Raw genomic sequence first — 23695 nt, 5'->3', positions numbered from 1 at the left:
TCATTTGGCGGCCGCCAACAATGCACGCGACAGCAGGATACGTTGCATCTCAATGCTTCCCGATGACACCGTGGACGCCTGCGAGTAATGCCAGTGGTCTTCGACCTCGCCGCGGAACCACCTCGCGCGGGGGGCGTCGCGGGGTACCTCGGCCGCGATGTCCATCAGTACCTCGGCGCTGTCCTGGTCGAGTCGGGTCACCGCGATCCGGTACGCCGCGGCGTCGCCGGGTTGGATGCGTCCGCTGCTCTGCAGCGACACCACGCGATAGGCCATCAGCCGTGCGCGCCGGCAGTGCGTCAGCATCCTGATCCATCGGCTCCGCAACTCCGCGGAGAGTTCGTCCCAGCGCTCGTCGAGCACGGCCGGCGCGGCGGCCAGCAACCGTTCGCACCGTGCGTAGCGGGCGATGCCGACTCGTTCGAAGGCCATCACGTCCTGCACCACCGACCAGCCCTGGTCGACGGCGCCAAGTACGTCGGCGTCGGTGACCCGCAGATCGTCGAAGAACACCTCGTTGAGGTGATGCGGACCCAGCATGGTGCGGATCGGCCGAACCTGAATCGCCGGATCGTCCATCGGCACCAGGAAGATCGTCAAACCCTGTTGCTTCTTTTCACCTTTGGCGGTCCGCGCGAGCAGAAAGCACCACTGCGCCATCGTGGCGTAGGACGTCCAGATCTTCTGCCCGTTGACCAGCCAGCCGTCATCGACGCGGCGGGCGCTGGTGCGCAGCGACGCCAGATCCGAACCCGCCTCCGGCTCCGAGAAGCCCTGACACCAGATCACCTCGCCGCGCGCGATCGGCGGCAGATGCGTGCGCTGCTGCTGTTCGGTGCCGTGCCGCATGATGATGGGACCGACCCAATTCACCCCCATGTACTGCGCACCTCGCGGTTCGTGGTGCGCCCACATCTCCTCGCGTACCACGGTCTGCTCCCACACCGAGGCCCCACCGCCGCCGAACTCCTTGGGCCAGGCCAGACACAGCAGTTCACGCTCGGCCAAGACCTTGCAGAACCGCTGCGCGACCTCCAGATCGGCCGGGTCGTCGGTGAACGCGCCTAGATAGTGTTCGGGCACGTTGTCTTTGACCAACGTCCGAAGTTCCGAGCGCAGCGCCGTAGCCTGCTCGCCCATGTCAAATCGCACGGTCGGCACCTGCCACACCCATTTCGCCGAGCACCTCCGCGGTGTCGGCGCCCAACTCCGGCGCCGGGCCTGCGACCCCCCCGGGTGTGCGCGAAAACCACGTTGGCACACCGGGAAACCGCACCTGCCCGTGCGGTGTGTCGACGGTCTCGAACAGACCCACCGCGTTGAGGTGCGGGTCGTCGAACAACGCGGCGGGCGAGTTCAACGGCGCAGCCGGGATCTCCAGCTCACCGAACAACGCCAGCCACTCCGCGGTGGTGTGTTCCTTCATCGTCTCGGCCAACAACCCGTACACGCTGTCGATGTCGCGGGCCCGCATCTCCAGGGTCGCGTGGGATTCGTTGACCCAGGCGGGTTTCACGGCGTTGACGAATGCGTTCCAATGCTTGTCGTTGTAGATCAGCGCGGCGATGTAGCCGTCGCTGGTGCGGTAGGGCCTGCGGTTGGGCGCCACGGTGCGCGGATACACCGCCGGCCCAAGGGGCGGGTCGAACATGGCGCCATTGGCATGTTCGACCAGCATGAAGGCCGCCATCGTCTCGAACATGGCGACCTCGACCTCCTGGCCCTCGCCGGTGCGTTCGCGGTGAAACAGCGCCATGGTCGTCGCGTAGAGCGCCGTCAGGCCGGCCACCTTGTCGGCCATGATGGTGCCGACATAGTCGGCCTCGCCGGTGAGTTGCGCCTGCACGAAGGGGATTCCGCACTCTGCCTGGATGGTGTCGTCGTAGGCGGGACGGTCACGTTCCGGGCCGCGCCTGCCGTATCCGTAGCAGTTGGTGTAGACGACGGCGGGGTTGATCGCGGCGACGTCCTGATACGCGAACCCCAGCTTGGCGATCGCCTTGGACCGCATGGAGTGGATGAACACGTCGGCGGTTTCGATGAGGGTACGCATCGCGGCCTTACCCGCGTCGGTCTGCAGGTCGATGACGACGCTGCGCTTGCCGCGGTTGACGTTGACGAACACCCCGCTCATTCCCGGCACCGGACCCACCGAGATGTAGCGGGTGTTATCGCCCTGGGGCGGTTCGACTTTGATGACATCGGCGCCCATGTCGGCCATGATCTGGGTGCAGTAGGGGCCCATCACCATCGCGGTGAGGTCGACGACGCGAATGCCGTTGAGTGGACCGCTAGCCATGTAGCGCTCCCTGGCTGGCCATCGCGAAGCTGTACCGGATGTGATCGCCGTGCCCGTCGGGGACCACCGGGAAGACGACCGGATCCGAGGTGTCACGGATGGTCGCGATGTGCCCGGCCACCTCTTCCATCGACCACGACGGCCGATACACACCGGGCGTTTCGGCGACGAACGCTCTGGCCACCCGGCCGGCCAGCGCGATGAAGGTTTCGCCGGTGACCGAACAGGTTTCGTGTGCGAGCCAGCCCACGGTCGGGGCCACCAGGTCCGCACCCATCGGCGGATAGGCCGATGTGTCAATGCCTTCGGCCATGCGGGTGACGGCGGCGGGCACGATCACGTTGCTGATGACGCCGTCGGCAGCGCCTTCCATCGCCGCGACGTTGGACAGCCCGATCACCCCGGCCTTGGCGACGGCGTAGTTGGCGACCTCGTGGTTGCCGTACAGGCCGCCGATCGAGGAGGTCAGCACGATCCGCCCGTAGCCGGCGTCGCACATGGCCGGAAACGCGGGCCGCACCACATGGAATGCGCCGCGCAGGTGCACGTCGACCACGGCGTCGAAGTCCTCGTAGCTCATCTCCTTCAACGAAGCGCGACGGACGTTTCCGGCGTTGTGGATCAGGATGTCGATGCGGCCGTACCGGTCGAGCGCGGTGCCGACGATGGCCTCACCGCCGGCCGCGGTGGCGACGGAGTCGGTGTTGGCCACGGCTTCGCCGCCGGCCGACACGATTTCACGCACCACCTCGTCGGCGGGCCCGGTGTCGGACCCGTCACCGGTGAGGGCGCCGCCGGCGTCGTTGACCACGACTTTTGCGCCGCGCGTCGCCAACAGCAATGCATACGATCGGCCCAGCCCGCGGCCACCGCCGGTGATGACGGCGACCCGGTCGTCGAATCTCAACTCAACCTCCGATTTGTGTGCGAAAAGGAGCGCTCACCGCGCCTGAACGCACACAAATCACTGGTTTCCGAGGACCAGGCCATCGAGGTCACCCTTGTCGCGCCATTCCTTGAGCAGGTCGCCGAAGGCGTAGAAGCCCGGGCCGTACGGGTCGCCGAGGTGAGAGCGCAGCCCCTCGCCTTCCTCAACTCCTGGGCCACCGCCTTCATTGTTGTAATAGCCCGGTGTGCAAGACGCGTCGAACGCCGAATTGTCCACCGCCGTCTCGCGCACGGTGGAACACCACTGGTCTTGGGCCTCCTGGGTCGGCTCCACCGTGGTGGCGCCGCGGTTCAACGCCTCGGCGATGACATAGGCGATGTGCTCACCCTGCAGTTCGTAGTTCGACGCGATATTGGCCGAGATGCCGACCTGAGTGAAGCCGGTGTAGAACTGGTTGGGAAAGCCGCGGCTCGTCATCCCGTGCAGGGTCTTGTAGCCGTCGCGCCAGTAGTCGTAGAGCGAACGCCCGTCGCGGCCCTCGATCGTGTCCATCGAGTAGCGCCTGCTGATGTCGGTGGTGATCTCGAAGCCGCTGGCGTAGATGATGCAGTCGACCTCGTACTCTTGCCCGCCCGCGACGACGCCCTTCTCGGTGATCCGTTCCACGCCTTTAGAATCCGACACATCGACCAGCGTGACGTTGGGCCGGTTGAACGTCGGCAGGTACTCGTCGTTGGACAGCGGCCGCTTGCACAGGAAGCGGTAGTAGGGCTTGAGCGCCTCGGCGGTGTCCTGGTCCTCGACGATTTCGGCGATGCGGCGGCGCAGCCGCTCCATGATCTTGTAGTCCTCTTCCTCACGGATCGCCATGAACTGCTCCGGCGTCAACGTCGAAGGATCTTCCAGCGCCATCACCCGGGCGGCGGTATTGCGGCCCAGCTCGGTCCAGAAGTCACACACCAGATCCGGCTGGCCCAGCGCCATACCTTCGAATGTCCAGGAGTGGAAGTTGCGCTGACGTTCCTTCTGCCAGCCCGGTTTCAGCGTTCTCACCCAGTCGGGGTCGGTCGGCGCGTTGTTGCGTTCGTCGACCGTGGAGGGCGTGCGTTGGAACACATACAGGTGTTCGCAGTCCTTGGCGAGGAACGGGACGATCTGAATGGCGGTGGCGCCGGTGCCGATGACCGCAACCCGCTTGTCGGCCAGCTTGTACAGGTTGCCGGTGGTGTCGCCGCCGGTGTAGTCGTAGTCCCACCGCGACGAGTGGAAGCTGTGGCCGTTGAAGTCCTTGATCCCTGGGATGCCAGGCAGTTTCGGCCGGTGGAACGGACCCGAGGCCATCACGACGAACCGGGCACGGATATCGTCGTCGCGGTTGGTACTGATCCGCCACCGGTGGATTTCGTCGTCCCAGCGCAGGCTGCGCACCTGGGTGGAAAAGATCGCCCCGTCGTAGAGGCCGAAGTGCTTACCGATGTTTCGGCAGTGCTCGTAGATTTCGGTGCCGTCGGCGAACTTCTTCGACGGCATGAAGTCGAGCTCTTCGAGCATCGGGATGTAGCAATAGGATTCGTTGTCGCATTGGATTCCCGGATAGCGGTTCCAGTACCAGACGCCGCCGAAATCGCCGCCGAGTTCGATGATGCGGACGTCGTCGACACCGGCCTTCTTCAGGTATGCCGCCGACAGCAGACCGCCGAAGCCGCCACCGAGCACCGCGACGTCGATGTCCTCGGTGATCGGATCGCGTGGTGCGACAGGCGTGTACGGGTCGGTTTCGTAGTAGCCGGCAAAGTCGTCGGTCAGCTCGACGTACTGCTTGGACCCCTCCGGCCGGAGCCGCTTGGCGCGCTCCTGGGCGTACTTCTCGCGCAGCGCGTCGATATCGATGTCGTCGGGGGTCTGCGTCGGCCCGCAGGTGTCGGACAGTGTCATGCCTAGAGCTCCTGTGGTTCGCCGGTGCCCATGTATCGGGACAGTTGGTAGTGGAGGTTGACGGTGCTGCGTTCGCGGTACGGGTTGGGTCTGGTGCCGGGGAAGCCGAGCGATTTCATGCCCTGCTGCACCGCGGCCATATTGGAGAAGTCCTGGGGCAGCACCGACAGCCAGTTCGGGCTGTCCTTGGGGGTGTACTCCCACTGCGTCTGCGGCTCTTTATTTTCCGGGAACAGCTCCAGCGTCGCCACTTCGAAGATGCACTTGTTCGGGTCGTAGCTGGGGTGCGGTCGCGCGCTGTAGCACAGCGCGGTCGTCAGGCCCTGTCCGACCTGGAAGTTCGGGAAGACCTGCCAGGCCGTGCCCGCCTGCCCGAGGATGTCGGCCGGGATGGTCGGCCAGATCACGCCGCGGGCTTCGTCGTCACGCCTGGCCGACGCCAGCCAGTGCTCGAGGACCTTATCGGGAGGGGTGCCCTCTGGTAGTTCGTCGACCAGCCTCTTGGCCGCGTTCACCAGCGTCTCGGTGGTGGTGGCGTTGGTCTGCTCCCACGTGTACATCTGCATCTCGGCGGTGGATACGCGCGGGTCGTCGCCGGTACCCAGCCGGATCTTGGACTTGGTGGCCTCCATGTCCTTTGGCGCGTCGTAGCCGATGTTGCTGTGCTTGCCCTGCGCCTTGGCCCAGCCCTTGAACTCGCCGAACTTGTTGAACTCCGGGTGGGTGGTGAACACGTGGTAGGTCTCGTTGAAGGCCTCCAGCGCGACCTTCCAGTTGCAGTCGAAGTACAGCCATTTGCGCCACTTGTAGCGCATGTTCTCCAAGCCGAACGGGTCGAGGATCTTGGCCGCGGGGAACAGGTAGTCGGCGAGCGGTTCGCAGTCGGGGTCCATGTTGATGAACAGCCAGCCGCCCCAGGTGTCGACTTGGACGGGCGTCAGGTGGGTGTTCTCGGGCGTGAGCACGCCCTTCCAGTCGTCCTGTTCGCGGATGTGAGTGCACGCGCCGTCGAGACCGTATGTCCAGCCGTGGAATCCGCACACAAACGACTTGCGGGCTCGGCCGCAGGCACTCTTGGCGCCCTCTGGGGTGTCGACGAGCCGGCGACCGCGGTGCATGCACACGTTGTGGTGCGCCTTGAAGGTGTGCGCGCCCGTTCGTACGATGAGGATCGAGTCGTCGAGGATGTCATAGGTGAGGTAGCTGCCCACTTCGGCGAGATCCTCGACCCGGCCGACCTGCTGCCACACCTTGCGCCACAGCTTGTCACGTTCTGCGCGGGCGTACTCCTCGGAGATGTAGGCCTCGACGCCGATGGTCATCGGCTCGGAGAGTTCTTCGGCGACTTGGGCTTCCAGATCGGTCATTGGTTCTCCTAAAACCGCTTGATCTCGGTGCGGAAGGATTCGTCCTTGAGGAACAGCGAGGTGTTGTCGGCGGCGAGGTGGCTCCACTTGAGGTTGAGCCCGCCATCGACTAGCAACGTCTGCCCGGTGATGTAGCTGGACAGATCGGAAAGCAGGAACAGGATCGCGCCGGCCTGTTCCTCCGGCCGGCCGCGGCGGCCCATCGCGATCGCGCGGCGGTCGCGGTCAGGGTCGTCGTCGACGTAGGTGCGCGATGCGGCGGTTTCGGTGACACCGGGCGCTACGGCGTTGACGCGGATGCCGTGCGCCGCGAGTTCGACGGCCATGGTGCGGGTCATCGCGGCGACCGCGGCTTTGGCGGTGCCGTAGGCGATGTGAAACGGCGCGGTGTTCACGCCGCTGATCGACGACAACGACACGATCGACCCCGGGTTGCCTTGCTGTCGGATTTCGGCCGCGACGGCCTGGCTCATGAAGAACGCCGTCTCGAGGTTCGCGGCGAACAGCTCGCGCCAGTCGTCGCGGGTCACCCGGGTGGCCGGCATCCAGGTGGCCGGTGCGGCACCGCCCGCGATGTTCACCAGGCCGTAGAGGTCGCCCTCGACGGAACGCACCTGTGCCATGACCGTGCTGATGCCGTCGTCGGTGGAGGCATCGGCGGCCACCGGCAGCACCGGCAGGCCTTGGGCGGCCAGCGGTGCGACGTGCTCGTCGAGGTTTTCCGTGGATCGGCTGACCGCCACCACGGTGGCGCCGGCCTGCGCGGCCATGCGGGTCACGGTGGTGCCGATACCGCCGCCGCCGGCCCCCGACACCACGACAACACGGCCGTCCAGCCCGACAAGCTCGGTCACACTAATTGTCCGGACAACATACGATGCTCTGCATATTGCAGAACACTATTCCGCAGCGCTAATCCGTCCGTCAAGGGTCGGTTCGCAGCCGGATCAGACTATTGTCTGGACCAATTGAGCTTGATACGGTGCGATTTCATGACGCAATCCGCGACGGGATCACCTCCGCAGGCCCGCTACACCGGGCCGACGCCCTCCGCCGCCGAGGGCTGGCGACTGCAGCGCCTCACCGCGCCGAGCCGGCTGTTCGGCGCCAACGGTCTGCGCACCGGGCCCGACGGACGCGTCTACGTCGCTCAGGTCACCGGGAGCCAGATCAGCGCACTGGATCTGGGCACCGGTCAGATATCCACCGTGAGCGCCAAGGGCGGTGACATCGTCGCGCCCGACGACGTCGCGTTCGACGCGAGCGGGAACCTGTACGCCACCGAGGTGATGGATGGACGCGTCAGCGTGCGCGATCCTCGCGGCCAGACCCGGGTGTTGCGCGACGATCTGCCCTGCGCGAACGGCATTACCGTGCACCAGGACCGGCTGTTCATCAACGAATGCCGCGACGGCGGACGGTTGATGCAGCTCGACCGCGGCACCGGTGAGGCGCGGGTTCTGCTGGAAGACCTCCCCTCGCCCAATGCGATGGAGGTCGGCCCCGACGGCCTGCTGTACTACCCGCTGATGACGGCCAATGAGATCTGGCGGTTAGATCCGGACCCCAATAAACACAGTGAGCCGCAACGTGTTACCGCTGATCTCGGGGTTCCCGACGCGGTGAAGTTCGACCCACAGGGTCATATCGTTTCCACGCAGGTGGCCAGCGGGCAGGTGCTGCGCATCGACCCGCGCACGGGTGACAAGACGCTGATGGCACAGCTCACCCCCGGCCTGGACAACCTCACGCTTGTCGGCGACCGGATCTTGGTCTCCAACTTCACCGGTGAGATCACCGAGGTCCTCGGCTCCGGGGAGACCCGCACGGTGCTGCCCGGTGGTCTGAACTGGCCGCTGGATCTGGCGGTCGGCGCCGACGGCACCCTCTATGTCGCCGACGGCACCTATTTCTACGCGGTCGGTGCCGACGGCTCGCTGCGAACCGTCGGAATGCTGTTCAGCCCAGGCTATCCGGGCTTCCTGCGCGGGTTGGCGCCCGCGGGTCCGGACGCGTTTGTGGTCGCCACGTCGGGCGGGCAGATCGGACGGTACCGGCCGGGCGACGGCGAAACCGATTATCTGGCCGACGGATTCGATCAGCTCTACGGGGTGGCGATCGGACCCGACGATGCGATCGTCTTCGCTGAACTGGGCACTGGCCGGGTGCACGCGTTGCGGTCGGGCGGCACCGAGGTATTGGCGTCGGGCCTGATGGACCCGGTGGGCGTGGCGTTCGACGCCGACGGCCACCCGCTGGTCGCCGAATCCGGCGCCGGGCGGGTGGTGCGGCTGAGCGGTTCGACCGAGACCGTCGTGGACGGGCTGCAACGACCGCAGGGCATCCACGTCGCCGACGGCACCCTCTACGTCGTCGACGCCGGGGCCAAAAAGGTCCTCGCGTTCGACCTCGGCACCAAGGCACGCACCACGATCGCGTCGGGGCTGCCGGTCGGTCCGCCCCCGGGCGTCGAGCCCAAGCCGCTCAAGGGGATGCCGCCGTTCTCCGGACCGCAGGGTCCGTTCGCCGGAATCACGATGAAATCCGACGGCACGCTGTACGTCTCGGCCGACGGTGACGGCAGCGTGTTGGCGTTGCGCCGGAACGGGACATGACGGTCAATTCGACCGACCACCGGTACCTTCAGGTGGCGCGCACCCTGCGAAAGGAGATCGTCGACGGGGTGTATCCGGTCGGGTCGCAGCTGCCCACCGAACAACAGCTGTGCGAACGGTTCGAGGTCAGCCGCTACACAGTTCGTGAGGCGTTGCGCCGACTGCGTGACGACAACCTGGTCGCCTCCCGGCCCCGAGCCGGCACGCTCGTCGTCCCGCGGCCCGCGGCGAATTCCTATGCCCAGGACGTAATGTCGATCAACGACCTGCTGGCGTTTGCCGCGGGCGCGCAGCTTGTGATCGAGTCCAACGCGTTGGTCACCGTCGACGACGACTTGGCAGCCAAAACGGGTCTGGCGTCCGGTTCGCAGTGGCTGGCGGTGCGCGGATACCGGCAGGCCGACGAGGACAGCGCACCGGTCTGTGTGGCCGAGTACTACATCAACCGCGCGTTCGCGGCAATCGGCCGGCTGCTGCGACGCCATTCCGACCCGATCTTCCCGCTGATCGAAGACCTCTTCGGGGTGAGCATCGTCGAGGTGCACCAGGAGATCTCGGCGATCGTGGCCGACCAGGACATGGCCGGCGCGCTGCAGATCGAGCAGGGCAGCGCCGCGCTGCAGATGCGCCGTGAATACAAGACGTCGGACGGTGAGGTCGCCCAGGTGACCATCAACACTCATCCGTCGTCGCGCTACCGGCACAGGATGACCATGCGCCGCATCAAGGGCCAGGCCGCGCCGTGAGACTCGAGGAGGCCCGCGCGGCCGATGCCTACCGGCGTGGGCTGTGGGTGCACGAGACGCTGGCCGACTCACTTCGCGACGCCGCCCGGACCACGCCGCACCGAACGGTCTTGGTGGACCGCGCTGTTCGGCTCGACTGCGAAACCCTGCACGCGCAGGCCACCGGGCTAGCGCACGCACTCACCACGCGCATGCCCGCGGGCAGCGTGGTGTCGTTCATGCTGCCGAACTGGCATGAGGCAGCCGTCGTCTACCTCGGCGCGACGTTGGCCGGCATGGTGGTGAACCCGATCCTGCCCTCGCTGCGCGACCGGGAACTGCAGTTCATTCTGTCCGACGCCGACACCCGCGCCGTGTTCGTACCGTCCGTCTTCGGCAGCCATGACTACGGCGCCATGCTGGAACGTGTCACCGCCGCGATGTCGGCCCCGCCGGAGGTGGTGGTGCTGCGGTCCACGGGTGCCGTTCGCGGGCACACGCCCTACGAGTTGCTGCTGGCCGAACCGGGCACGGCGGTGTTACCGGTGCTCAACCCCGACACCGTGCGCATGATCCTCTACACCTCCGGCACCACCGGCCGACCCAAAGGGGTGCTGCACACCCACAACTCGATTCACGCTCTGATCCGCCAGATCGGCGAGCACTGGGACGTCGAGGCCGGCGACAGATTCCTGGTGCCGTCCCCGATCGCGCACATCGGCGGGTCGATTTACGCGTTCGAGTGCCCGCTGCTGCTCGGCAGCACGGCGGTGCTGATGGACCGGTGGAACCCCGACGAGGCCGTCTCGTTGATGCGTGACGAGCGCATCACCCACATGGCCGGCGCCACGCCCTTCCTAGACGGGCTGCTCACCGCCGCCGAACGGGCGGACACGCACCTGCCTGACCTGAAGGTGTTCATCTGCGGAGGCGCGTCGGTGCCGCCGTCGTTGATCCATCGGGCCACCGACTACTTCGAAACCGCTGCCGTATCACGGGTTTACGGCTCCACCGAGGTGCCGGTCACCACGGTCGGCTCGTTGCAAAGCGTGGGGCACGCAGCAGACACCGACGGCCGCGCCGGCATCACCGACATCAAGCTGGTGGACGGAGAAATCCGGGCGCGCGGCCCGCAGATGCTCGTCGGCTACCTGCATTCCGACGATGAGGTCACCGCCTTCGACGACGAAGGTTACTTCCGCACAGGCGATCTGGGCCGCTGGGTCGACGACGACTATCTGCTGGTCACCGGCCGAGCCAAGGACATCATCATCCGCAACGGGGAGAACATCTCCCCCAAGGAAGTCGAGGATCTGCTCGCCACCCATCCCGGCATCGCCGAGATCGCCGTGGTCGGCCTGCCCGACGAACGCACCGGCGAGCGGGCGTGCGCGGTGATCGTCGCTTCCGAGCAGCAACCACCCGACCTCGGCGCGATACGCGACTTGCTGCTGGGCGAAGGGCTCGCCAAGTTCAAAGTCCCGGAACAGGTTGTCGTTTGGGGCAGCCTGCCCAAGAACGACGCAGGCAAGATTCTCAAACATCAGATTCAGGCGACGCTGACGAGCGAAGGTGAACCGAAATGCAGGTAGCGATCGTGACGGGCGCAAGTAGCGGCATCGGCTTCGGGTGCGCGACCAAACTCGCCGAGGCCGGTATGGCGGTGGTCGGGGCCGGACGCGACGAGTCCAGGCTCGCCGAACTGGAGACGGCGATCGGCGAACCCGACCGGGTGGCCACCGTCGCCGTCGATTTGACCGCCGACGACGGCCCGCAACGGATCGTGCAGACCGCCTTGGACCGGTGGGGCCGTATCGACTTCCTGGTCAACAACGCCGGGGTGGGTAGCCCCAAGCCGCTGCACGAAACCGACGACGAAACACTGGACTATTTCCTGGGTTTGATGCTGCGTGCCCCGTTCCGGTTGGCCCGCGATGTGGTCGTGCACATGCAGGCGGGTTCGGCGATCGTCAACGTGACGTCGACGTTCGCCGTCGTCGGCGGCCTGCGCGGCGGCGCGTATTCGGCGGCCAAGGGCGGACTGACGGCGTTGACCACCCACATCGCCTGCCAGTACGGGCCCCAAGGCATCCGGTGCAACGCCGTCGCGCCCGGTGTGACGCTGACGCCGATGGTGGCCAGCCGCCTCGAGGACGACCGGTTCCGCAAGATCAACACCGAGATGACCCCGTTCCCGCGCCTGGGAGAGGTCGACGACGTGGCTAGCACCGTCGCGTTCCTTTGTTCGGACGGTGCGGGTTTCATCAACGGGCAGACGATCGTGGTCGACGGCGGCTGGAGTTCGACCAAGTACCTGTCGGACTTCGCGTTGAACTCCGAATGGGTGCCCCGGTGAACCTGTTCGCGCTGCTCGACCAGGCCGCTAGCCGGCTCGGCGCGCGTGGTGCGGTGTATTTCGGTGAGCGCCAGCTACATACGTGGGCCGAGTTGCGGGATCGCGCGCTGCGTCTTGCCGCAACCCTTGGCCCCCCGGGCACCCGCATCGCAGTCGCGGCCGAGAACCGGCCGGAGATCATCGAGCTGATGTTCGCCGTCTGGGCGGCGCAATGTGTGTATGTGCCGCTGAACTACAAGCTGCACCCGCGCGAGATGCAACAGATCCTCGACGACTCAGGTGCAGCGCTGGCTTTCGCGTCCCCGACGATCGCCGAGGGCCTTGCCGGCACCGAGATCATCGGCAGCCCGGCATATTCGGAGCGGCTCGCCGCGGCACCCGTCGTCGCCCCAGCTGATACCGACCCTGAGGCGCTGGCGTGGTTGTTCTATACCAGCGGAACCACCGGCCGGTCCAAGGGTGCCATGCTCTCGCACCGCAACCTGATGGCGATGACCATCTCTCACCTGGCTGACTTCGACTCCCCCGATGAGAACTGCAGCCTGGTGCACGGTGCGCCGATGTCGCACGGGTCGGGGCTGTACATCCCGCCGTACGTGCTGCGCGGTGCCCGGCAGGTGCTGCCCGAATCCGCCTCGTTCGAACCGCAAGAGTTCCTCGACCTGTGTGAGCACCATCCCGGCTGCAGCGCGTTTCTCGCGCCCACCATGGTGCAGCGGTTGGTGCAGACCGGCCGCGCCTGCCCGCACAACCTGCGCACGGTGGTCTACGGCGGCGGCCCGATGTACGTCGACAGCCTCAAGAAGGCGATGGCCGCGTTCGGCCCGGTCTTCGTCCAGCTCTACGGCCAGGGTGAGGCGCCGATGACGATCACCGGCCTGCGCCGCGCCGACCACATCGGCGCCGACGACGCGATCCTGGGCTCGGTCGGCTACGCGCGCTCGGGCGTCGACGTCGCGGTGCTGCGCAGCGACGGCAGCCCGGCCGCCACCGGCGAGATCGGCGAAATCGTCTGCCGCGGAGACGTGGTCATGTCGGGCTACTGGAACAACCCCGACGCCACCGCGGCCGCCCTGCACAACGGTTGGCTGCGCACCGGGGACATGGGCTCGTTCGACGAACGGGGCTACCTCACGCTGCGGGACCGCTCCAAGGACGTCGTGATCAGCGGAGGCAGCAACATCTATCCGCGCGAGGTGGAGGAGGCGCTGCTCGCGCATCCGGGGGTCACCGAAGCCGGCGTCGTCGGAGCACCTGACGAGGAATGGGGCGAGGTCGTGGTCGCGTTCATCGTCGGGTCGGTGTCCGCCGCCGAGCTGGACGCGCATCTGCTCGAGCGCATCGCCCGGTTCAAGCGGCCCAAACGTTACGAGTTCATCGACGAGTTGCCGAAGAACAGCTACGGCAAGGTGCTCAAGCGGGAGCTGCGGGCCCGGCTGGCCACCTAGGATCGACGTATGCGTGTCATCATCGCGGGCGGCCACGGCAAGATCGCCAGGATCCTGGAACAGATGCTGGCGCAGCGCGGCGACTCGGTCGCCGGCATCATCCGCAACCCGGACCACACCGGGGCCCTGGAGGAGGTCGGCGCCCAACCGGTGGTACTGGACCTGGAGCAGGCGTCCGTCGATGACGTCGCAGCGCATCTCGACGGCGCCGACGCGGTGGTCTTCGCCGCGGGCGCAGGTCCCGGCAGCGGAGCGGCCCGCAAGGACACCGTCGACCGGGCCGCTGCGGTCCTGTTGGCGGACGCCGCCGAAGCTGCCAAAGTTCGCCGCTACGTGATGATTTCGGCGATGGGCGCCGATGTCGAGGCACCCGACGAGGCCGGTGATCCGGTGTTCGTGGCCTACCTGCGCGCCAAGGGTGCGGCCGACGACGATGTGCGCGGACGCGTGGGCCTGGACGCCACGATCGTGCGGCCCGGTCTGCTGACCGACGACCCCGGCACGGGTACGGTGACGGCCGCCGAGAAGACCGGGCGTGACAGCGTTCCGCGCGAGGATGTCGCCGCGGTGCTGTTGGCGGTGCTCGACACCCCGGGTACAGCCGGCCGGACTTTCGAAGTGATCTCGGGTGATACCCCGATCCGCGACGCCGTCGAGCGCATCGCGGAGGGCCGGTGAGCGCGGTGGCCGACTACCGGATCGACCCGCAAGTACTCGCGCGGATCGCCAAGGAGGTCGTCGGGCTGCCGCTGGAAAGCGGTGAGCTGATCACCCGTGCCACCGAGTTGCTGGCCGCCGAGTATCCGGATCTGATCGACCCGACGCCGGGCCGCTGGGTGGGAAGCCGGGCGGGCGGGATCCTCGGCAAGGTCCGCTTCCTCTACTTCAGCCCGCGCGAATACATCGTGATCTTCGGCTCCCCCACTGGCACACAAGGCTTTTCGGGCCGCTACAAGCGGGTGCAGATCCACAAGTTCCTGCTGGCGGGCCAGATCGACTCCTACGATCTGGAGTCCGACGACCTCACTGGCATGACGCTACGTCCCGGCGAGCACGCGTGTCTGGAGCAGGGGCACGCCCGCGGGCTGACCATTCATCCCGGCTCCTGGCACATCGAGTACGGCCGCGGGGCGGTGGCGACCACGCTGCCGTTCGCGATGGTCGACACGCTGCTGGTGTCGTTGGAGGTCGAGTCGGTCCGCCGGTCCACGGTTGAGTTCGCCAAGTTGGTGCGCCGCCGGCTGCGCCGCTGAGCTCGCGCGAGACCCCTCCCCCTCTCACGCGAGCACTTGCCCTACCAGCGCGAGCAGACGTGTAATCGCCCAAAATCGGGGGTTTCAGGGGGAATTTGCGTCTGCTCGGCGGAAAAGACTAGCCCGCGGCGAACACCGTTTTGAAGCGTTCCAGCGATTCCCGGATGTCGCCGCGCAGCGCGCCGGCCACCACCATGCCGATCGGACCGAACAGTGCGGGCCCGCCGAGATGTACGTCGAACGAAACCGTCGACCCCGCGGTCGGATCGGTCGGCGAGGGTTTGACCTTGCCGATGAGCTTGACCTTCACCCCGCCCTTGCCGTCACCGTTGAGCGTCATCGCCTCCGGCGGCCTGAAGTGGACGATGGTCCACTTGATCCGGTTGGGCATGCCCTTGACCTCGACGATGGACTCCAGGGTGGTGCCCTTCTCCAACGTGTTGGGCAGCTTGCTGCGCCACACCCGGTGGATGCTCAGCCACTCCCGGTAGCGGGACAGGTCAGACGCGCACTCCCAGGCCTTCTCCGGCGGTAGCGGAACATCGACGGAGACAGACAATTTCGCCATGCGTCAATTCTGCGGGTTCTCTGGATTGCTCTTGTTGACGTACTTCTTGGCTGCGTCCTGCGCCTTGTCGACGTGCTGAGCGTATTTGCCCTGCGTCTTCTGGTCGACGACGTCACCGGCCTTATCGATGGCGGTGTCCACCTTGTCGGCGTTGCGGGCCACGAGATTCTTCACCTTGTCGAGAAATGCCATGGTGGCCACCCTACTCCGAGCGCCACAACCTGCGTCGTTCTCCCAGAACCGCGCCCTGCACCCACCAGATTGCCTCGATCGCGGCCGCCGCGATCAGCCCGATACCCAGCGCCATCGACGTCGTCCGCACGTTCGAGGGATCCAGCATGAACAGCTCGCGCGCCAACGGGATGGAGAAGATCACCACATAGGCCGCACCCGAGACCACGACCAGGGCAACCCGCCACCACTGGTAGGGCCGGGCGACCACCGCCAGCACCCACACCCCCGAAACCAGCAGCGTGATCAGCGCCGCCGTCGACGCCTGCATCTGTTCGGCCGGGGTGGCCTCGCGGCCCTGGTAGGCCGCCAGATAGGAGCTGAACGTCGCGATACCGATCACCAGCCCCGACGGCAACGCCGCCGTCATCACCCGGCGCACGAACCCGGAATGTGCGCGCTCATTGTTGGGCGCCAACGACAGGATGAACGCCGGGATGCCGATGGTGAACCACGCCGCGATCGTGACGTGGATCGGCTGAAACGGGTAGAGCAGCGGGTCGGAGCCGAAGAACCGCGACGCCAACCCCGCAAGGCCCACCAGGATCGCCAGCAGCACCGCGTACACCGTCTTGGTCAAGAACAGGTTCGAGACCCGCTCGATGTTGCCGATCACCCGCCTGCCCTCACCGACGACGTAAGGCAGCGTGGCGAACTTGTTGTCCAGCAACACGATCTGCGCTACGGCCCGGGCCGCCGAGCTGCCCGAGCCCATCGCCACCCCAATGTCGGCGTCCTTGAGCGCCAGCACGTCGTTCACCCCGTCGCCGGTCATCGCCACGGTGTGACCACGCGATTGCAACGCATGCACCATCGCGCGTTTCTGCTCGGGCCGCACCCGCCCGAACGTTGTGCACCCCTCGAGGGTGTGCGCCAGCCGGTCGGGTTCTTCGGGTAACTCGCGGGCGTCCATGGTCTGGCCGCGCAGGCCCAGCGTCCCCGCCACCGCACCGACCGACACCGCGTTGTCGCCGGAGATGATCTTCACCGAAACCTTCTGCGAGCCAAAGTAATCGAGGGTTTCGCGGGCGTCGGGCCGGATGCGCTGTTCGAGCACCACCAACGCCGCGGCCGCGACGCATCCCGGGGCGTCCGGGTGGTCGACGGGCAGGTCGCTGGAGCCCAGCAGCAGCACCCGCAGGCCGTGCGCGCCGATCCCCTCGGCCTGAGCCGCCACCGGTGACTCCGGTTCGAGCAGCACATCAGGTGCACCGATCACCCAGTTGCCGTGTGCGCCATAGGATGCGCCGCTCCATTTGGTGGACGATTTGAACGGTGCGGTCGCGGTGGCGGTCCAACCGGGCGGCATCGGATATGCCTCGGCGATCGCTTGCATGCTGGCGTTGGGTCTAGGGTCATCCGCGGCGAGTTGGGCCAGGATCTCGGCGACAACACATTCGTTGAGCTGCTTGAGGTCCGCGACGCGCATCCCGTTTTCGGTCAGGGTGCCGGTCTTGTCGGCGCACACCACGTCGACGCGCGCCAACCCCTCGATGGCCGGCAGCTCGTTGACCAGGCATTGGCGTCGGCCCAGCCTAATCACGCCCACGGCGAACGCGATCGAGGTCATCAGCACCAGGCCCTCTGGCACCATCGGCACCAGGGCGCCGACCATCCGTAACACCGACTCGTTCCATCCCGCATCGGTGGTGAACAGCTGGGTGTAGATGATCAGCAGCCCGGCGGGGATCAGCAGGTAGGTGATGAACTGCAGAATCTTGTTTATCCCGGTGCGCAGTTCGGAGTTCACCAGCGTGAACTTGCTGGCCTCCTCGGCGAGCTTGGCGGCGTAGGCCTCCCGGCCTACCTTGGTGGCCCGGTACGCTCCGCTGCCCGCGACCACGAAGCTGCCCGACATCACCGAATCGCCAGCGTCTTTGGCGATCGGGTCGGCTTCGCCGGTGAGCAGGGACTCGTCGACTTCGAGGTTCGACTCCTCGACGATTTCGCCGTCGACGACGATCTGGTCACCCGGACCGAGTTCGATGATGTCGTCGAGCACCACTTCGTTCGGCGGCAACGGCTGCGATGTCGTGACACCACCGGATCGCCTGCGTACCAACGGCTTGGCCTGCCCGACGATGGCCAGCTTGTCCAGTGTCTGTTTGGCCCGCAGCTCCTGGATCATGCCGATCGCGCTGTTGGCGATGATCAACAACCCGAAGGCGCCGTTGATCACCGAACCGGTGGACAGCACGATGATCAGCAGCACGCCCAGGATCGCGTTGATGCGGGTGAACACGTTGGCGCGCACGATGTCGGACACCGAGCGCGCGGCCCTGGTCGGGACGTCGTTGGACTTACCCTCCGAAATACGCTGGGTGACCTCGTCTTCGGTGAGGCCCGCCGCGAGCACGGTGGTCACCTCGCGAACACTCCGTTGCCGGACTCGTCGTAATCCTCGATGGTGAGCTTGTCGCCGCCGAAGGTGACCGTGCTGACCGATCCCGGCGGCGAGTTCTCCGACACCCAGCTGTAGGTGAACCTGTCGCCGTCCCAATGCGACAGCGGCACATTCAGCTTCGTCCCGAGGGTGAGCCGCAGTTGACGGTCGACTTCGGTGATTCGGGCCGGTCCCCAGTAGTCGTTGTGGTAGGTGCCGACGTACGACGGCAGCGGCGCGGCGGGGGCTGGGTTCGGGGGCCGCTGCTCACCAACCAACGAGCCCTGCGGCTCGCTCATTTCGGCGAAGGCCTCGCTGTAGAGCTTGTACCAGTCCTCGCGCACCTCGCCGAACTGCACGAGGTCGGCGAACTCGGCGGTCAGCGCCTCAGGCACACCGGACGGTGAACCGTTGGTGAGCACGACGATTCCGACGTCGGCCGACGGCAGGATCACGAAGTTGGTGCCCGCGCCGAGGAGGAACGCCCCGGAGTGGCTCAGCTCCATCCGCGCCGCCGATGTCGAGCTGACGTTGAAGCCGTACCCGTAGAAGCTCGACCGCATCGCCGGCTCGGTCGCCCGACTCGACACGCTCTGCGGTGTCAGCGCCGGAAGCAGCGCCTTGGCGTCGATGATCTGCTTGTCGTCGTGGGTTCCATTGGCCAGCACCATCGCCAGCCAGCGGGTCATGTCATTGGCCGAAGCGCTGGCCCCGCCTGCCGGCGCTTCGGGGTCGGCGTCGCGGACGTAGGTGGGCTGATAGCGGCCGTCGACGTGGATGTGGCCGAGTGCGCGGTTCGCGCGGGCCTGGTAGTCGGCGAACCGGTAACTGGTCGACGACATGCCCAACGGGGTGAACAGCGCCTCGTCGGCAAGCTGCTCCCACGGCTTGCCGGCATTGGCCGCCACGGCTTCGGCGCCGGCGGTGAACCCAAAATTAGTGTAGGCGTAGGAGACCCGGAACGGGTCCAGCGGCAGCCGTACCAGCCGCTCGAGCACCTGTCTGCGGTCGTAGCCGAGGTCTTCGAGCTTGTCACCGGCGTGGTCGGGCAGCCCGGAGCGGTGCGCGAGCATATCGCCGACGGTGAGCATGCGGGTGACGGCGGGATCGGAGAGGGCAAACCACGGCAGCTCGGTGACGACGGGGGTATTCCAGTCGATCGCGCCGACGCCGACTTGGTGCGCCACCACCGTGGCCGCCAGCGGTTTGGACAGCGAGGCCAGCTGGAACACCGTGTCGGCGTCGACCCGGTTCTCGTCGGTCGTCCCGCCGGCGTCTTTGACGCCGAAACCCTTCGCGTACACGGTGTTTCCCTGGTGCACCACGGCCACCGACATTCCCGGGATGCCGGACTTGGTCATCAGGTCCTCGGCGATGCCGTCGAGCTTTGCGACGGCGTTGTCGACGCCGTTCTGCGGTAGCGGCATGGCCGGTACCAGCGGCGGCGGCACGTCGGTCTGCGCGGCAGACGGTGCGGCGGATTGGGCCGATTCGGATTCGCAGCCGACAACCAGCGTCAACAGCAACATCGCGACCACTGCCCTGACCAGTGCACTCATGACGTGAACGGTAGCCGGTGCGACCCGCCTCGGCCCGTCATACGCGCCAGCTACCCTGTCCGCCCATTTCTGCGCCACGGTCGTAGATCGGCGCGGAGCGCAGCCCTGCGGTAGAAATCTCCGAGGTACGGCGGGGAACGCCGTCAGAGCCGCCACCACGGGTCGAACGTCGATGTGCCGGGCTCGACACGTTGACCTGGCTTGGGCACCGCGATCTGGACGCGCTCGGCGTCGGCGGCTTTGAACAGCCGTTCGACGGGCTCGGCCCAGGGGTGGGGCGCCAGCCGGAACGTCGCCCAGTGGATCGGCACCAACAGGCCAGAGCCGGCCTCGGCGACGTCGAGGTGGGCGCGGACGGCCTCTTCGGGGTTCATGTGAATGTCCGGCCACGCCGGGTGGTACGCGCCGATCGGCAGCAGCGTCAGGTCGAAGGGTCCGTGGTCCACCCCGATTTCGGCGAAGCTCTTGCTGTATCCGGTGTCGCCGCCGAAGAACGCCCGGTGCCGCGGGCCGGTGATCACCCACGACGCCCACAGCGTGGTGTTGCGGGTGAACAGTCGGCCCGAGAAGTGCCGCGCGGGTGTGCACACCAGCCGCAGTTCGCCGATCTGATGGCTCTCATACCAGTCCAATTCGACGATGCGGTTGTCCGGTATCCCCCATCTGCGCAGGTGAGCGCCGACCCCCAGCGGCACGACGAACGGTGACCGCTGGGCGCGGGCGAGCCCGACGATCGTCTGGGTGTCGAGGTGGTCGTAGTGGTCGTGGCTGATCAGCACCGCGTCGACGGCGGGCAGTGCTTCCAGCGGGGCCGGCACCTCGTGCATCCGCTGCGGCCCGACGGTGTGCGATGGCGAACAGCGTTGGCTCCATACCGGGTCGGCGAGCACCCGGTAGCCGTCGATGTCGATCAGCGCCGAGGAGTGCCCGAACCAGCGCACCGCCAGCGGCGGCGCAGCGAGGTCGACGGTGGCCGGTTTGACAACCGGGATGGGGCCGCTGGGCCTGCCGGTGTCGCGAGACCCGAGGAGTTCGCGCAGCAGCAGTTGTTGCTGCTCACGGTCGAGGTTGATCGGCGAGGCGGGGTCGAGGTTGACGAACACGCCGTCGCGGTAGTTCGGGGACCGTCGGGCCACGGCTTCGATCTCGGCGGGTGAGGCGCCCAGCGCGGCGGGTGCACCGTTCAGTGCGCGCAGCACCCAGCTACCGGCGAGCAGCGAAGCCGTGCCGAAGCCGAAGCGCAGCGCCGTGCGGATCACTTAGGCTCCCTGGAACCTCGGTGGGCGTTTCTCGATGCGCGCGACCTGGGCCTCGATGACGTCCTGGCTGGCCCATGCCCGGTCGAACAGGTCCTGGTGCTCGGGCCAGGGGTCCTCGTATGCACCATCGTCGTTGAGTACCCGCTTGGCGTGCTGCAACGCCAGCGGCGCGTAGCCGGCGATCTCGGCTGCCCACTCCTGCGCATCGGCCAGCGTGCCAATGCGATTGGCCATCCCGGTGTGCAACGCGACGTCGGCGGTGAGCCGCTCGGCGCCCAGCAGCATCCCCCGCGCCCGGCCGGCGCCGACCAGCGAGGTCAACCGTCGAATACTCCAGTTGTCCAGCGCCAGACCGTATTTCGCGACCGGAAACTGGAAGTACGCCTCGGGTGCGACGACCCGCAGATCGCAGATCATCGAAAGGATCACGCCGGCGCCGATCGCGGGTCCGTTGATCGCGCCGATGACCGGGAACGGGGTCTTGTCGATGGCGAGGTTGAGCGCCTTGGCCTTGTCGGGCAGTTCATCGGCGACCCCCGATGGGTCCGACAGGTCGGCACCCGCGCTGAACACCGCACCCTGCCCGGTCAGCACGATCGCCCGGACGTCTTCGGTAGCGGCTTTCTCGATTGCTTCACGCAGGCCGTCGACGAGCTCGCCGTTCAGCGCGTTGCGGCGCTCGGCACGCCGCATCTCCAGAGTCAACACCTGGCCGTCGCGGGTAACACCAATCATGGGGCAAGCGTAGCGACCCGGCGCTGCCGCTCTCGAAGCCGACGCAATGGTCGATTCGACGGCCGACAACCAGCCAATACGTCGGTCTCGGTGCCTCGCCTGCCCCCATGCGGCCGCGGTGTCAAGATCGCGGCTGATCAGCACCGTCAGCTGGCCGGCCAAATAGCACGCAATCTGTGCAAATGCAATAAAGTCGCCGTCGCGGTGCCAAAATTGCCCTCATGAGCGGGCAGATCACCGTCGTCGTCGCCGATGACCACCCGGTGTATCGGACCGGCGTCGTGCGCGCATTGAAGGAGAGCGGCCGGGTACAGGTCCTTGCCGAGGTCAGCGACGGGCGTGGCGCGCTAGCCGCCATCCGAGAGCACCGCCCGGCGGTCGCGCTGCTCGACTACCGGATGCCGGAGCTCGATGGCCTCGACGTGGTGAATGCGGTGGCCCGTGACGATCTGCCGACCCAAGTCATCCTGCTCAGCGCATTCGATGACGCCCCACTGGTGTACAAGGCCCTGTCCGCCGGCGCCAGCGGCTACCTCACCAAGGAGTCGGACAGCGACGAAATCGTTGCGGCGATCGTCAGCTGCGCGAAGGGCGACGGATATGTTCCGACGCAGTTGGCCAGCGGGCTCGCCAACGAACTCAAGCAGCGGGCTAAGGGTGATTCGGCCTTGCTGTCGCCCCGAGAACTCGAAACTGTCCGGATGATGGCGGACGGGTTATCGGTGCCTCAGATCGCCGCCGAATTGCACCTCGCACCGACGACGGTCCGTACCCACGTGCAGAACCTATACGAGAAGTTGGGAGTGTCGGACCGCGCTGCCGCCGTCGCAGAGGCGATGCGGCGCCGACTACTGGAGTAACGGCACTTCGACCCGGACGTGGGTTCCCACGGCTGTCGGCATGAATGTCATTCTGCCGCCTGCGGCTTCGACGCGGGTGCGGTGCGATGCGATGCCGATGTGCCCGTCGGCCAGCCGGCGGCTCAACGTCTCCGGCAAGATTCCCACCCCGTCGTCCACCACATCGAGGCGACACATGCCGTCGACAGCGCGGAGCTCGATGCGGGCCCGGGCCGCACCAGAATGTCGCTCCACGTTGGAGACCAGCTCGCGCATCACGGCGAAGACGAGTGGGTCGATCGAGGTGCGGACCGGGTAGTCAACCACTGTTGAGATGTCAATGCCGGAACGGTTCTCGGTGATCGACGCCAGTTTCTGAGTGGCTTCGGCGAGGCCGGCCTGATCGAGCACCGCCGGATGGAGCAGAAACGTCGCCTCGCGCATGCGGCCGATGACCTCACGCAGGCTGCTCAACGCGCGGTGTAAGCGGTCGTCGGTGGATGCTTTCGCCGCTTCATTGATGTCGAACCGCGCGGCCATCACCAGCTGCAGCGGTCCGTCGTGCAGGGTCTCCGAGAGCTGCCGGCGCTCACTGTCAAAGGCCGTCATGGTGTCCGCGAGCAGCGCCCGTCGTGACGCGCTGAGCCGCTCGATCTCACCCAGGTGCCGCTGCTGGGTGGCGACGACGGCAAGGACGGTACAGCACAGGAACGCGAACAGCGCGCAGACGAAAATTGTTTTGGCCCAACCGAGATCCGGCAACATCACCGGGTCGAAGACCACGACGGCGGTGAAAGCCACCACGCTGACGGCGAGGATAGCTGCGGCCCGGCGTGCCGACACCTCCAGCACCACCAGCAGCGCCAGCAAGACCATCACCGCCAAGGGCGTGTATCCACCGTCCGACAGCAGCTCGAAGATGCAGATCGCGGCGACGTCGACGACCGCGACGACCGTCCGGGTCGTGCGACGTGCTGCCGAAGCCGCCTGCCGGAACGCCAGAACCGCCACCCAGATGGCGCCGGCGCCGTAGGTGGCCAGCAGGACCGATTGCGCAAACCATTCGTGCGTGTGGGTGCCGAGCACCATGGCGCCGACCATGAGTCCGACCACCGCAAGCCGAAGCAACGCGGCGGCGCGCACCGACAGCAATTGATGATTTTTCCGGATTTCGCGCACGTCACCGCCATCGACGTCAGCGCTGATATCCGTCATGGCGTCACCCTCGCAGAAC

At 66.7% G+C, this 23695-nt stretch carries 21 protein-coding genes; 8 read left to right on the top strand and 13 right to left on the bottom strand.

All coding sequences use genetic code 11. The features are described from left to right. Genes ABQE44_RS01555 through ABQE44_RS01530 form a run of 6 tightly spaced genes read right to left on the bottom strand, consistent with a single transcriptional unit; the run spans window position 1 to window position 7344 of the window. Window positions 1–1152, bottom strand: a complete 1152-nt coding sequence (locus tag ABQE44_RS01555; protein WP_448427937.1) for an acyl-CoA dehydrogenase family protein — start codon at window positions 1150–1152, stop codon at window positions 1–3. Then, window positions 1142–2299, bottom strand: a complete 1158-nt coding sequence (locus ABQE44_RS01550) for a CaiB/BaiF CoA transferase family protein (protein WP_448427935.1) — start codon at window positions 2297–2299, stop codon at window positions 1142–1144. Before ABQE44_RS01550 ends, ABQE44_RS01555 begins: the two co-directional genes overlap by 11 nt. Then, window positions 2292–3206: an SDR family NAD(P)-dependent oxidoreductase gene (locus ABQE44_RS01545; RefSeq protein ID WP_448427933.1), complete on the bottom strand. Its 915-nt coding sequence runs from the start codon at window positions 3204–3206 to the stop codon at window positions 2292–2294. Before ABQE44_RS01545 ends, ABQE44_RS01550 begins: the two co-directional genes overlap by 8 nt. A gap of 57 nt (window positions 3207–3263) precedes the next feature. Further along, window positions 3264–5123 (bottom strand): flavin-containing monooxygenase, encoded by a 1860-nt coding sequence (locus ABQE44_RS01540; protein ID WP_448427931.1) that lies wholly within the window; start codon window positions 5121–5123, stop codon window positions 3264–3266. A gap of 2 nt (window positions 5124–5125) precedes the next feature. Then, on the bottom strand, window positions 5126–6490 hold the full coding sequence (locus ABQE44_RS01535; RefSeq protein WP_448427929.1) for an aromatic ring-hydroxylating oxygenase subunit alpha: 1365 nt from the start codon (window positions 6488–6490) through the stop codon (window positions 5126–5128). 8 nt (window positions 6491–6498) lie between these two features. Further along, a complete protein-coding gene (locus tag ABQE44_RS01530) occupies window positions 6499–7344 on the bottom strand; it encodes an SDR family NAD(P)-dependent oxidoreductase (RefSeq protein ID WP_448427927.1) in 846 nt (281 codons plus the stop codon). Window positions 7345–7482: 138 nt separating this feature from the next. On the opposite strand from ABQE44_RS01530, the gene ABQE44_RS01525 reads away from it, so the two are divergent. From ABQE44_RS01525 to ABQE44_RS01495, 7 genes are read left to right on the top strand one after another with little or no spacing between them, the layout of a single operon-like run. Next, window positions 7483–9105, top strand: coding sequence for an SMP-30/gluconolactonase/LRE family protein (locus ABQE44_RS01525; protein WP_448427925.1), 1623 nt, complete (start codon window positions 7483–7485; stop codon window positions 9103–9105). Beyond that, complete coding sequence (locus ABQE44_RS01520) at window positions 9102–9851, top strand: GntR family transcriptional regulator (protein WP_448427923.1); 750 nt, start codon at window positions 9102–9104, stop codon at window positions 9849–9851. The genes ABQE44_RS01525 and ABQE44_RS01520 overlap by 4 nt, the downstream gene beginning before the upstream one ends. Next, on the top strand, window positions 9848–11422 hold the full coding sequence (locus ABQE44_RS01515; protein ID WP_448427921.1) for an AMP-binding protein: 1575 nt from the start codon (window positions 9848–9850) through the stop codon (window positions 11420–11422). Before ABQE44_RS01520 ends, ABQE44_RS01515 begins: the two co-directional genes overlap by 4 nt. After that, the gene (locus ABQE44_RS01510; protein WP_448427919.1) at window positions 11413–12186 is read left to right on the top strand and encodes an SDR family NAD(P)-dependent oxidoreductase; all 774 of its coding nucleotides are present in this window, start codon (window positions 11413–11415) and stop codon (window positions 12184–12186) included. Before ABQE44_RS01515 ends, ABQE44_RS01510 begins: the two co-directional genes overlap by 10 nt. Then, on the top strand, window positions 12183–13634 hold the full coding sequence (locus tag ABQE44_RS01505; RefSeq protein ID WP_448427916.1) for an acyl-CoA synthetase: 1452 nt from the start codon (window positions 12183–12185) through the stop codon (window positions 13632–13634). Before ABQE44_RS01510 ends, ABQE44_RS01505 begins: the two co-directional genes overlap by 4 nt. Before the next feature lie 9 nt (window positions 13635–13643). Then, window positions 13644–14312, top strand: coding sequence for an NAD(P)H-binding protein (locus tag ABQE44_RS01500; RefSeq protein ID WP_448427914.1), 669 nt, complete (start codon window positions 13644–13646; stop codon window positions 14310–14312). Then, window positions 14309–14887, top strand: coding sequence for an isomerase (locus ABQE44_RS01495; RefSeq protein ID WP_448427912.1), 579 nt, complete (start codon window positions 14309–14311; stop codon window positions 14885–14887). Before ABQE44_RS01500 ends, ABQE44_RS01495 begins: the two co-directional genes overlap by 4 nt. 118 nt (window positions 14888–15005) lie before the next feature. Here the strand turns inward: ABQE44_RS01495 and ABQE44_RS01490 are convergent, their stop codons facing one another. From ABQE44_RS01490 to ABQE44_RS01465, 6 genes are all read right to left on the bottom strand, one after another. Continuing rightward, window positions 15006–15455 carry a type II toxin-antitoxin system Rv0910 family toxin gene (locus ABQE44_RS01490; protein ID WP_448393730.1) on the bottom strand — a complete coding sequence of 150 codons (450 nt, stop codon included), beginning with the start codon at window positions 15453–15455 and terminating at the stop codon, window positions 15006–15008. Window positions 15456–15458: 3 nt separating this feature from the next. Then, the gene (locus ABQE44_RS01485) at window positions 15459–15647 is read right to left on the bottom strand and encodes an antitoxin (RefSeq protein WP_448393729.1); all 189 of its coding nucleotides are present in this window, start codon (window positions 15645–15647) and stop codon (window positions 15459–15461) included. 10 nt (window positions 15648–15657) lie between these two features. Next, window positions 15658–18051, bottom strand: a complete 2394-nt coding sequence (locus ABQE44_RS01480) for a cation-translocating P-type ATPase (protein ID WP_448427910.1) — start codon at window positions 18049–18051, stop codon at window positions 15658–15660. Further along, the gene (locus tag ABQE44_RS01475; RefSeq protein WP_448427908.1) at window positions 18048–19628 is read right to left on the bottom strand and encodes a serine hydrolase; all 1581 of its coding nucleotides are present in this window, start codon (window positions 19626–19628) and stop codon (window positions 18048–18050) included. The genes ABQE44_RS01480 and ABQE44_RS01475 overlap by 4 nt, the downstream gene beginning before the upstream one ends. A gap of 143 nt (window positions 19629–19771) precedes the next feature. Next, a complete protein-coding gene (locus tag ABQE44_RS01470; protein WP_448427906.1) occupies window positions 19772–20887 on the bottom strand; it encodes an MBL fold metallo-hydrolase in 1116 nt (371 codons plus the stop codon). Beyond that, window positions 20888–21622, bottom strand: a complete 735-nt coding sequence (locus ABQE44_RS01465; protein ID WP_448393725.1) for an enoyl-CoA hydratase — start codon at window positions 21620–21622, stop codon at window positions 20888–20890. Window positions 21623–21843: 221 nt separating this feature from the next. On the opposite strand from ABQE44_RS01465, the gene ABQE44_RS01460 reads away from it, so the two are divergent. After that, the gene (locus tag ABQE44_RS01460) at window positions 21844–22482 is read left to right on the top strand and encodes a response regulator transcription factor (protein WP_448393724.1); all 639 of its coding nucleotides are present in this window, start codon (window positions 21844–21846) and stop codon (window positions 22480–22482) included. Here the strand turns inward: ABQE44_RS01460 and ABQE44_RS01455 are convergent. Further along, window positions 22471–23676 (bottom strand): sensor histidine kinase, encoded by a 1206-nt coding sequence (locus ABQE44_RS01455; RefSeq protein WP_448427904.1) that lies wholly within the window; start codon window positions 23674–23676, stop codon window positions 22471–22473. The two genes, ABQE44_RS01460 and ABQE44_RS01455, sit on opposite strands and share 12 nt — an antisense overlap. Window positions 23677–23695: the final 19 nt, after the last annotated feature.

Source organism: Mycolicibacterium sp. XJ2546, from assembly GCF_053483195.1.
Note: the sequence above shows the minus strand (reverse complement) of the source record. Positions and strands in the feature narration are given on the sequence as shown.

Excerpts from the sequence above, each read along its gene's own strand:
- ABQE44_RS01550 (WP_448427935.1), bottom strand. The coding sequence starts at position 2,299 with ATGGCTAGCGGTCCACTCAACGGCATTCGCGTCGTCGACCTCACCGCG.
- ABQE44_RS01535 (WP_448427929.1), bottom strand. The coding sequence starts at position 6,490 with ATGACCGATCTGGAAGCCCAAGTCGCCGAAGAACTCTCCGAGCCGATG.
- ABQE44_RS01455 (WP_448427904.1), bottom strand. The coding sequence starts at position 23,676 with ATGACGGATATCAGCGCTGACGTCGATGGCGGTGACGTGCGCGAAATC.
- ABQE44_RS01465 (WP_448393725.1), bottom strand. The coding sequence starts at position 21,622 with ATGATTGGTGTTACCCGCGACGGCCAGGTGTTGACTCTGGAGATGCGG.
- ABQE44_RS01510 (WP_448427919.1), top strand. The coding sequence starts at position 11,413 with ATGCAGGTAGCGATCGTGACGGGCGCAAGTAGCGGCATCGGCTTCGGG.
- ABQE44_RS01460 (WP_448393724.1), top strand. The coding sequence starts at position 21,844 with ATGAGCGGGCAGATCACCGTCGTCGTCGCCGATGACCACCCGGTGTAT.
- ABQE44_RS01540 (WP_448427931.1), bottom strand. The coding sequence starts at position 5,123 with ATGACACTGTCCGACACCTGCGGGCCGACGCAGACCCCCGACGACATC.
- ABQE44_RS01525 (WP_448427925.1), top strand. The coding sequence starts at position 7,483 with ATGACGCAATCCGCGACGGGATCACCTCCGCAGGCCCGCTACACCGGG.
- ABQE44_RS01490 (WP_448393730.1), bottom strand. The coding sequence starts at position 15,455 with ATGGCGAAATTGTCTGTCTCCGTCGATGTTCCGCTACCGCCGGAGAAG.
- ABQE44_RS01475 (WP_448427908.1), bottom strand. The coding sequence starts at position 19,628 with ATGAGTGCACTGGTCAGGGCAGTGGTCGCGATGTTGCTGTTGACGCTG.
- ABQE44_RS01520 (WP_448427923.1), top strand. The coding sequence starts at position 9,102 with ATGACGGTCAATTCGACCGACCACCGGTACCTTCAGGTGGCGCGCACC.
- ABQE44_RS01500 (WP_448427914.1), top strand. The coding sequence starts at position 13,644 with ATGCGTGTCATCATCGCGGGCGGCCACGGCAAGATCGCCAGGATCCTG.
- ABQE44_RS01485 (WP_448393729.1), bottom strand. The coding sequence starts at position 15,647 with ATGGCATTTCTCGACAAGGTGAAGAATCTCGTGGCCCGCAACGCCGAC.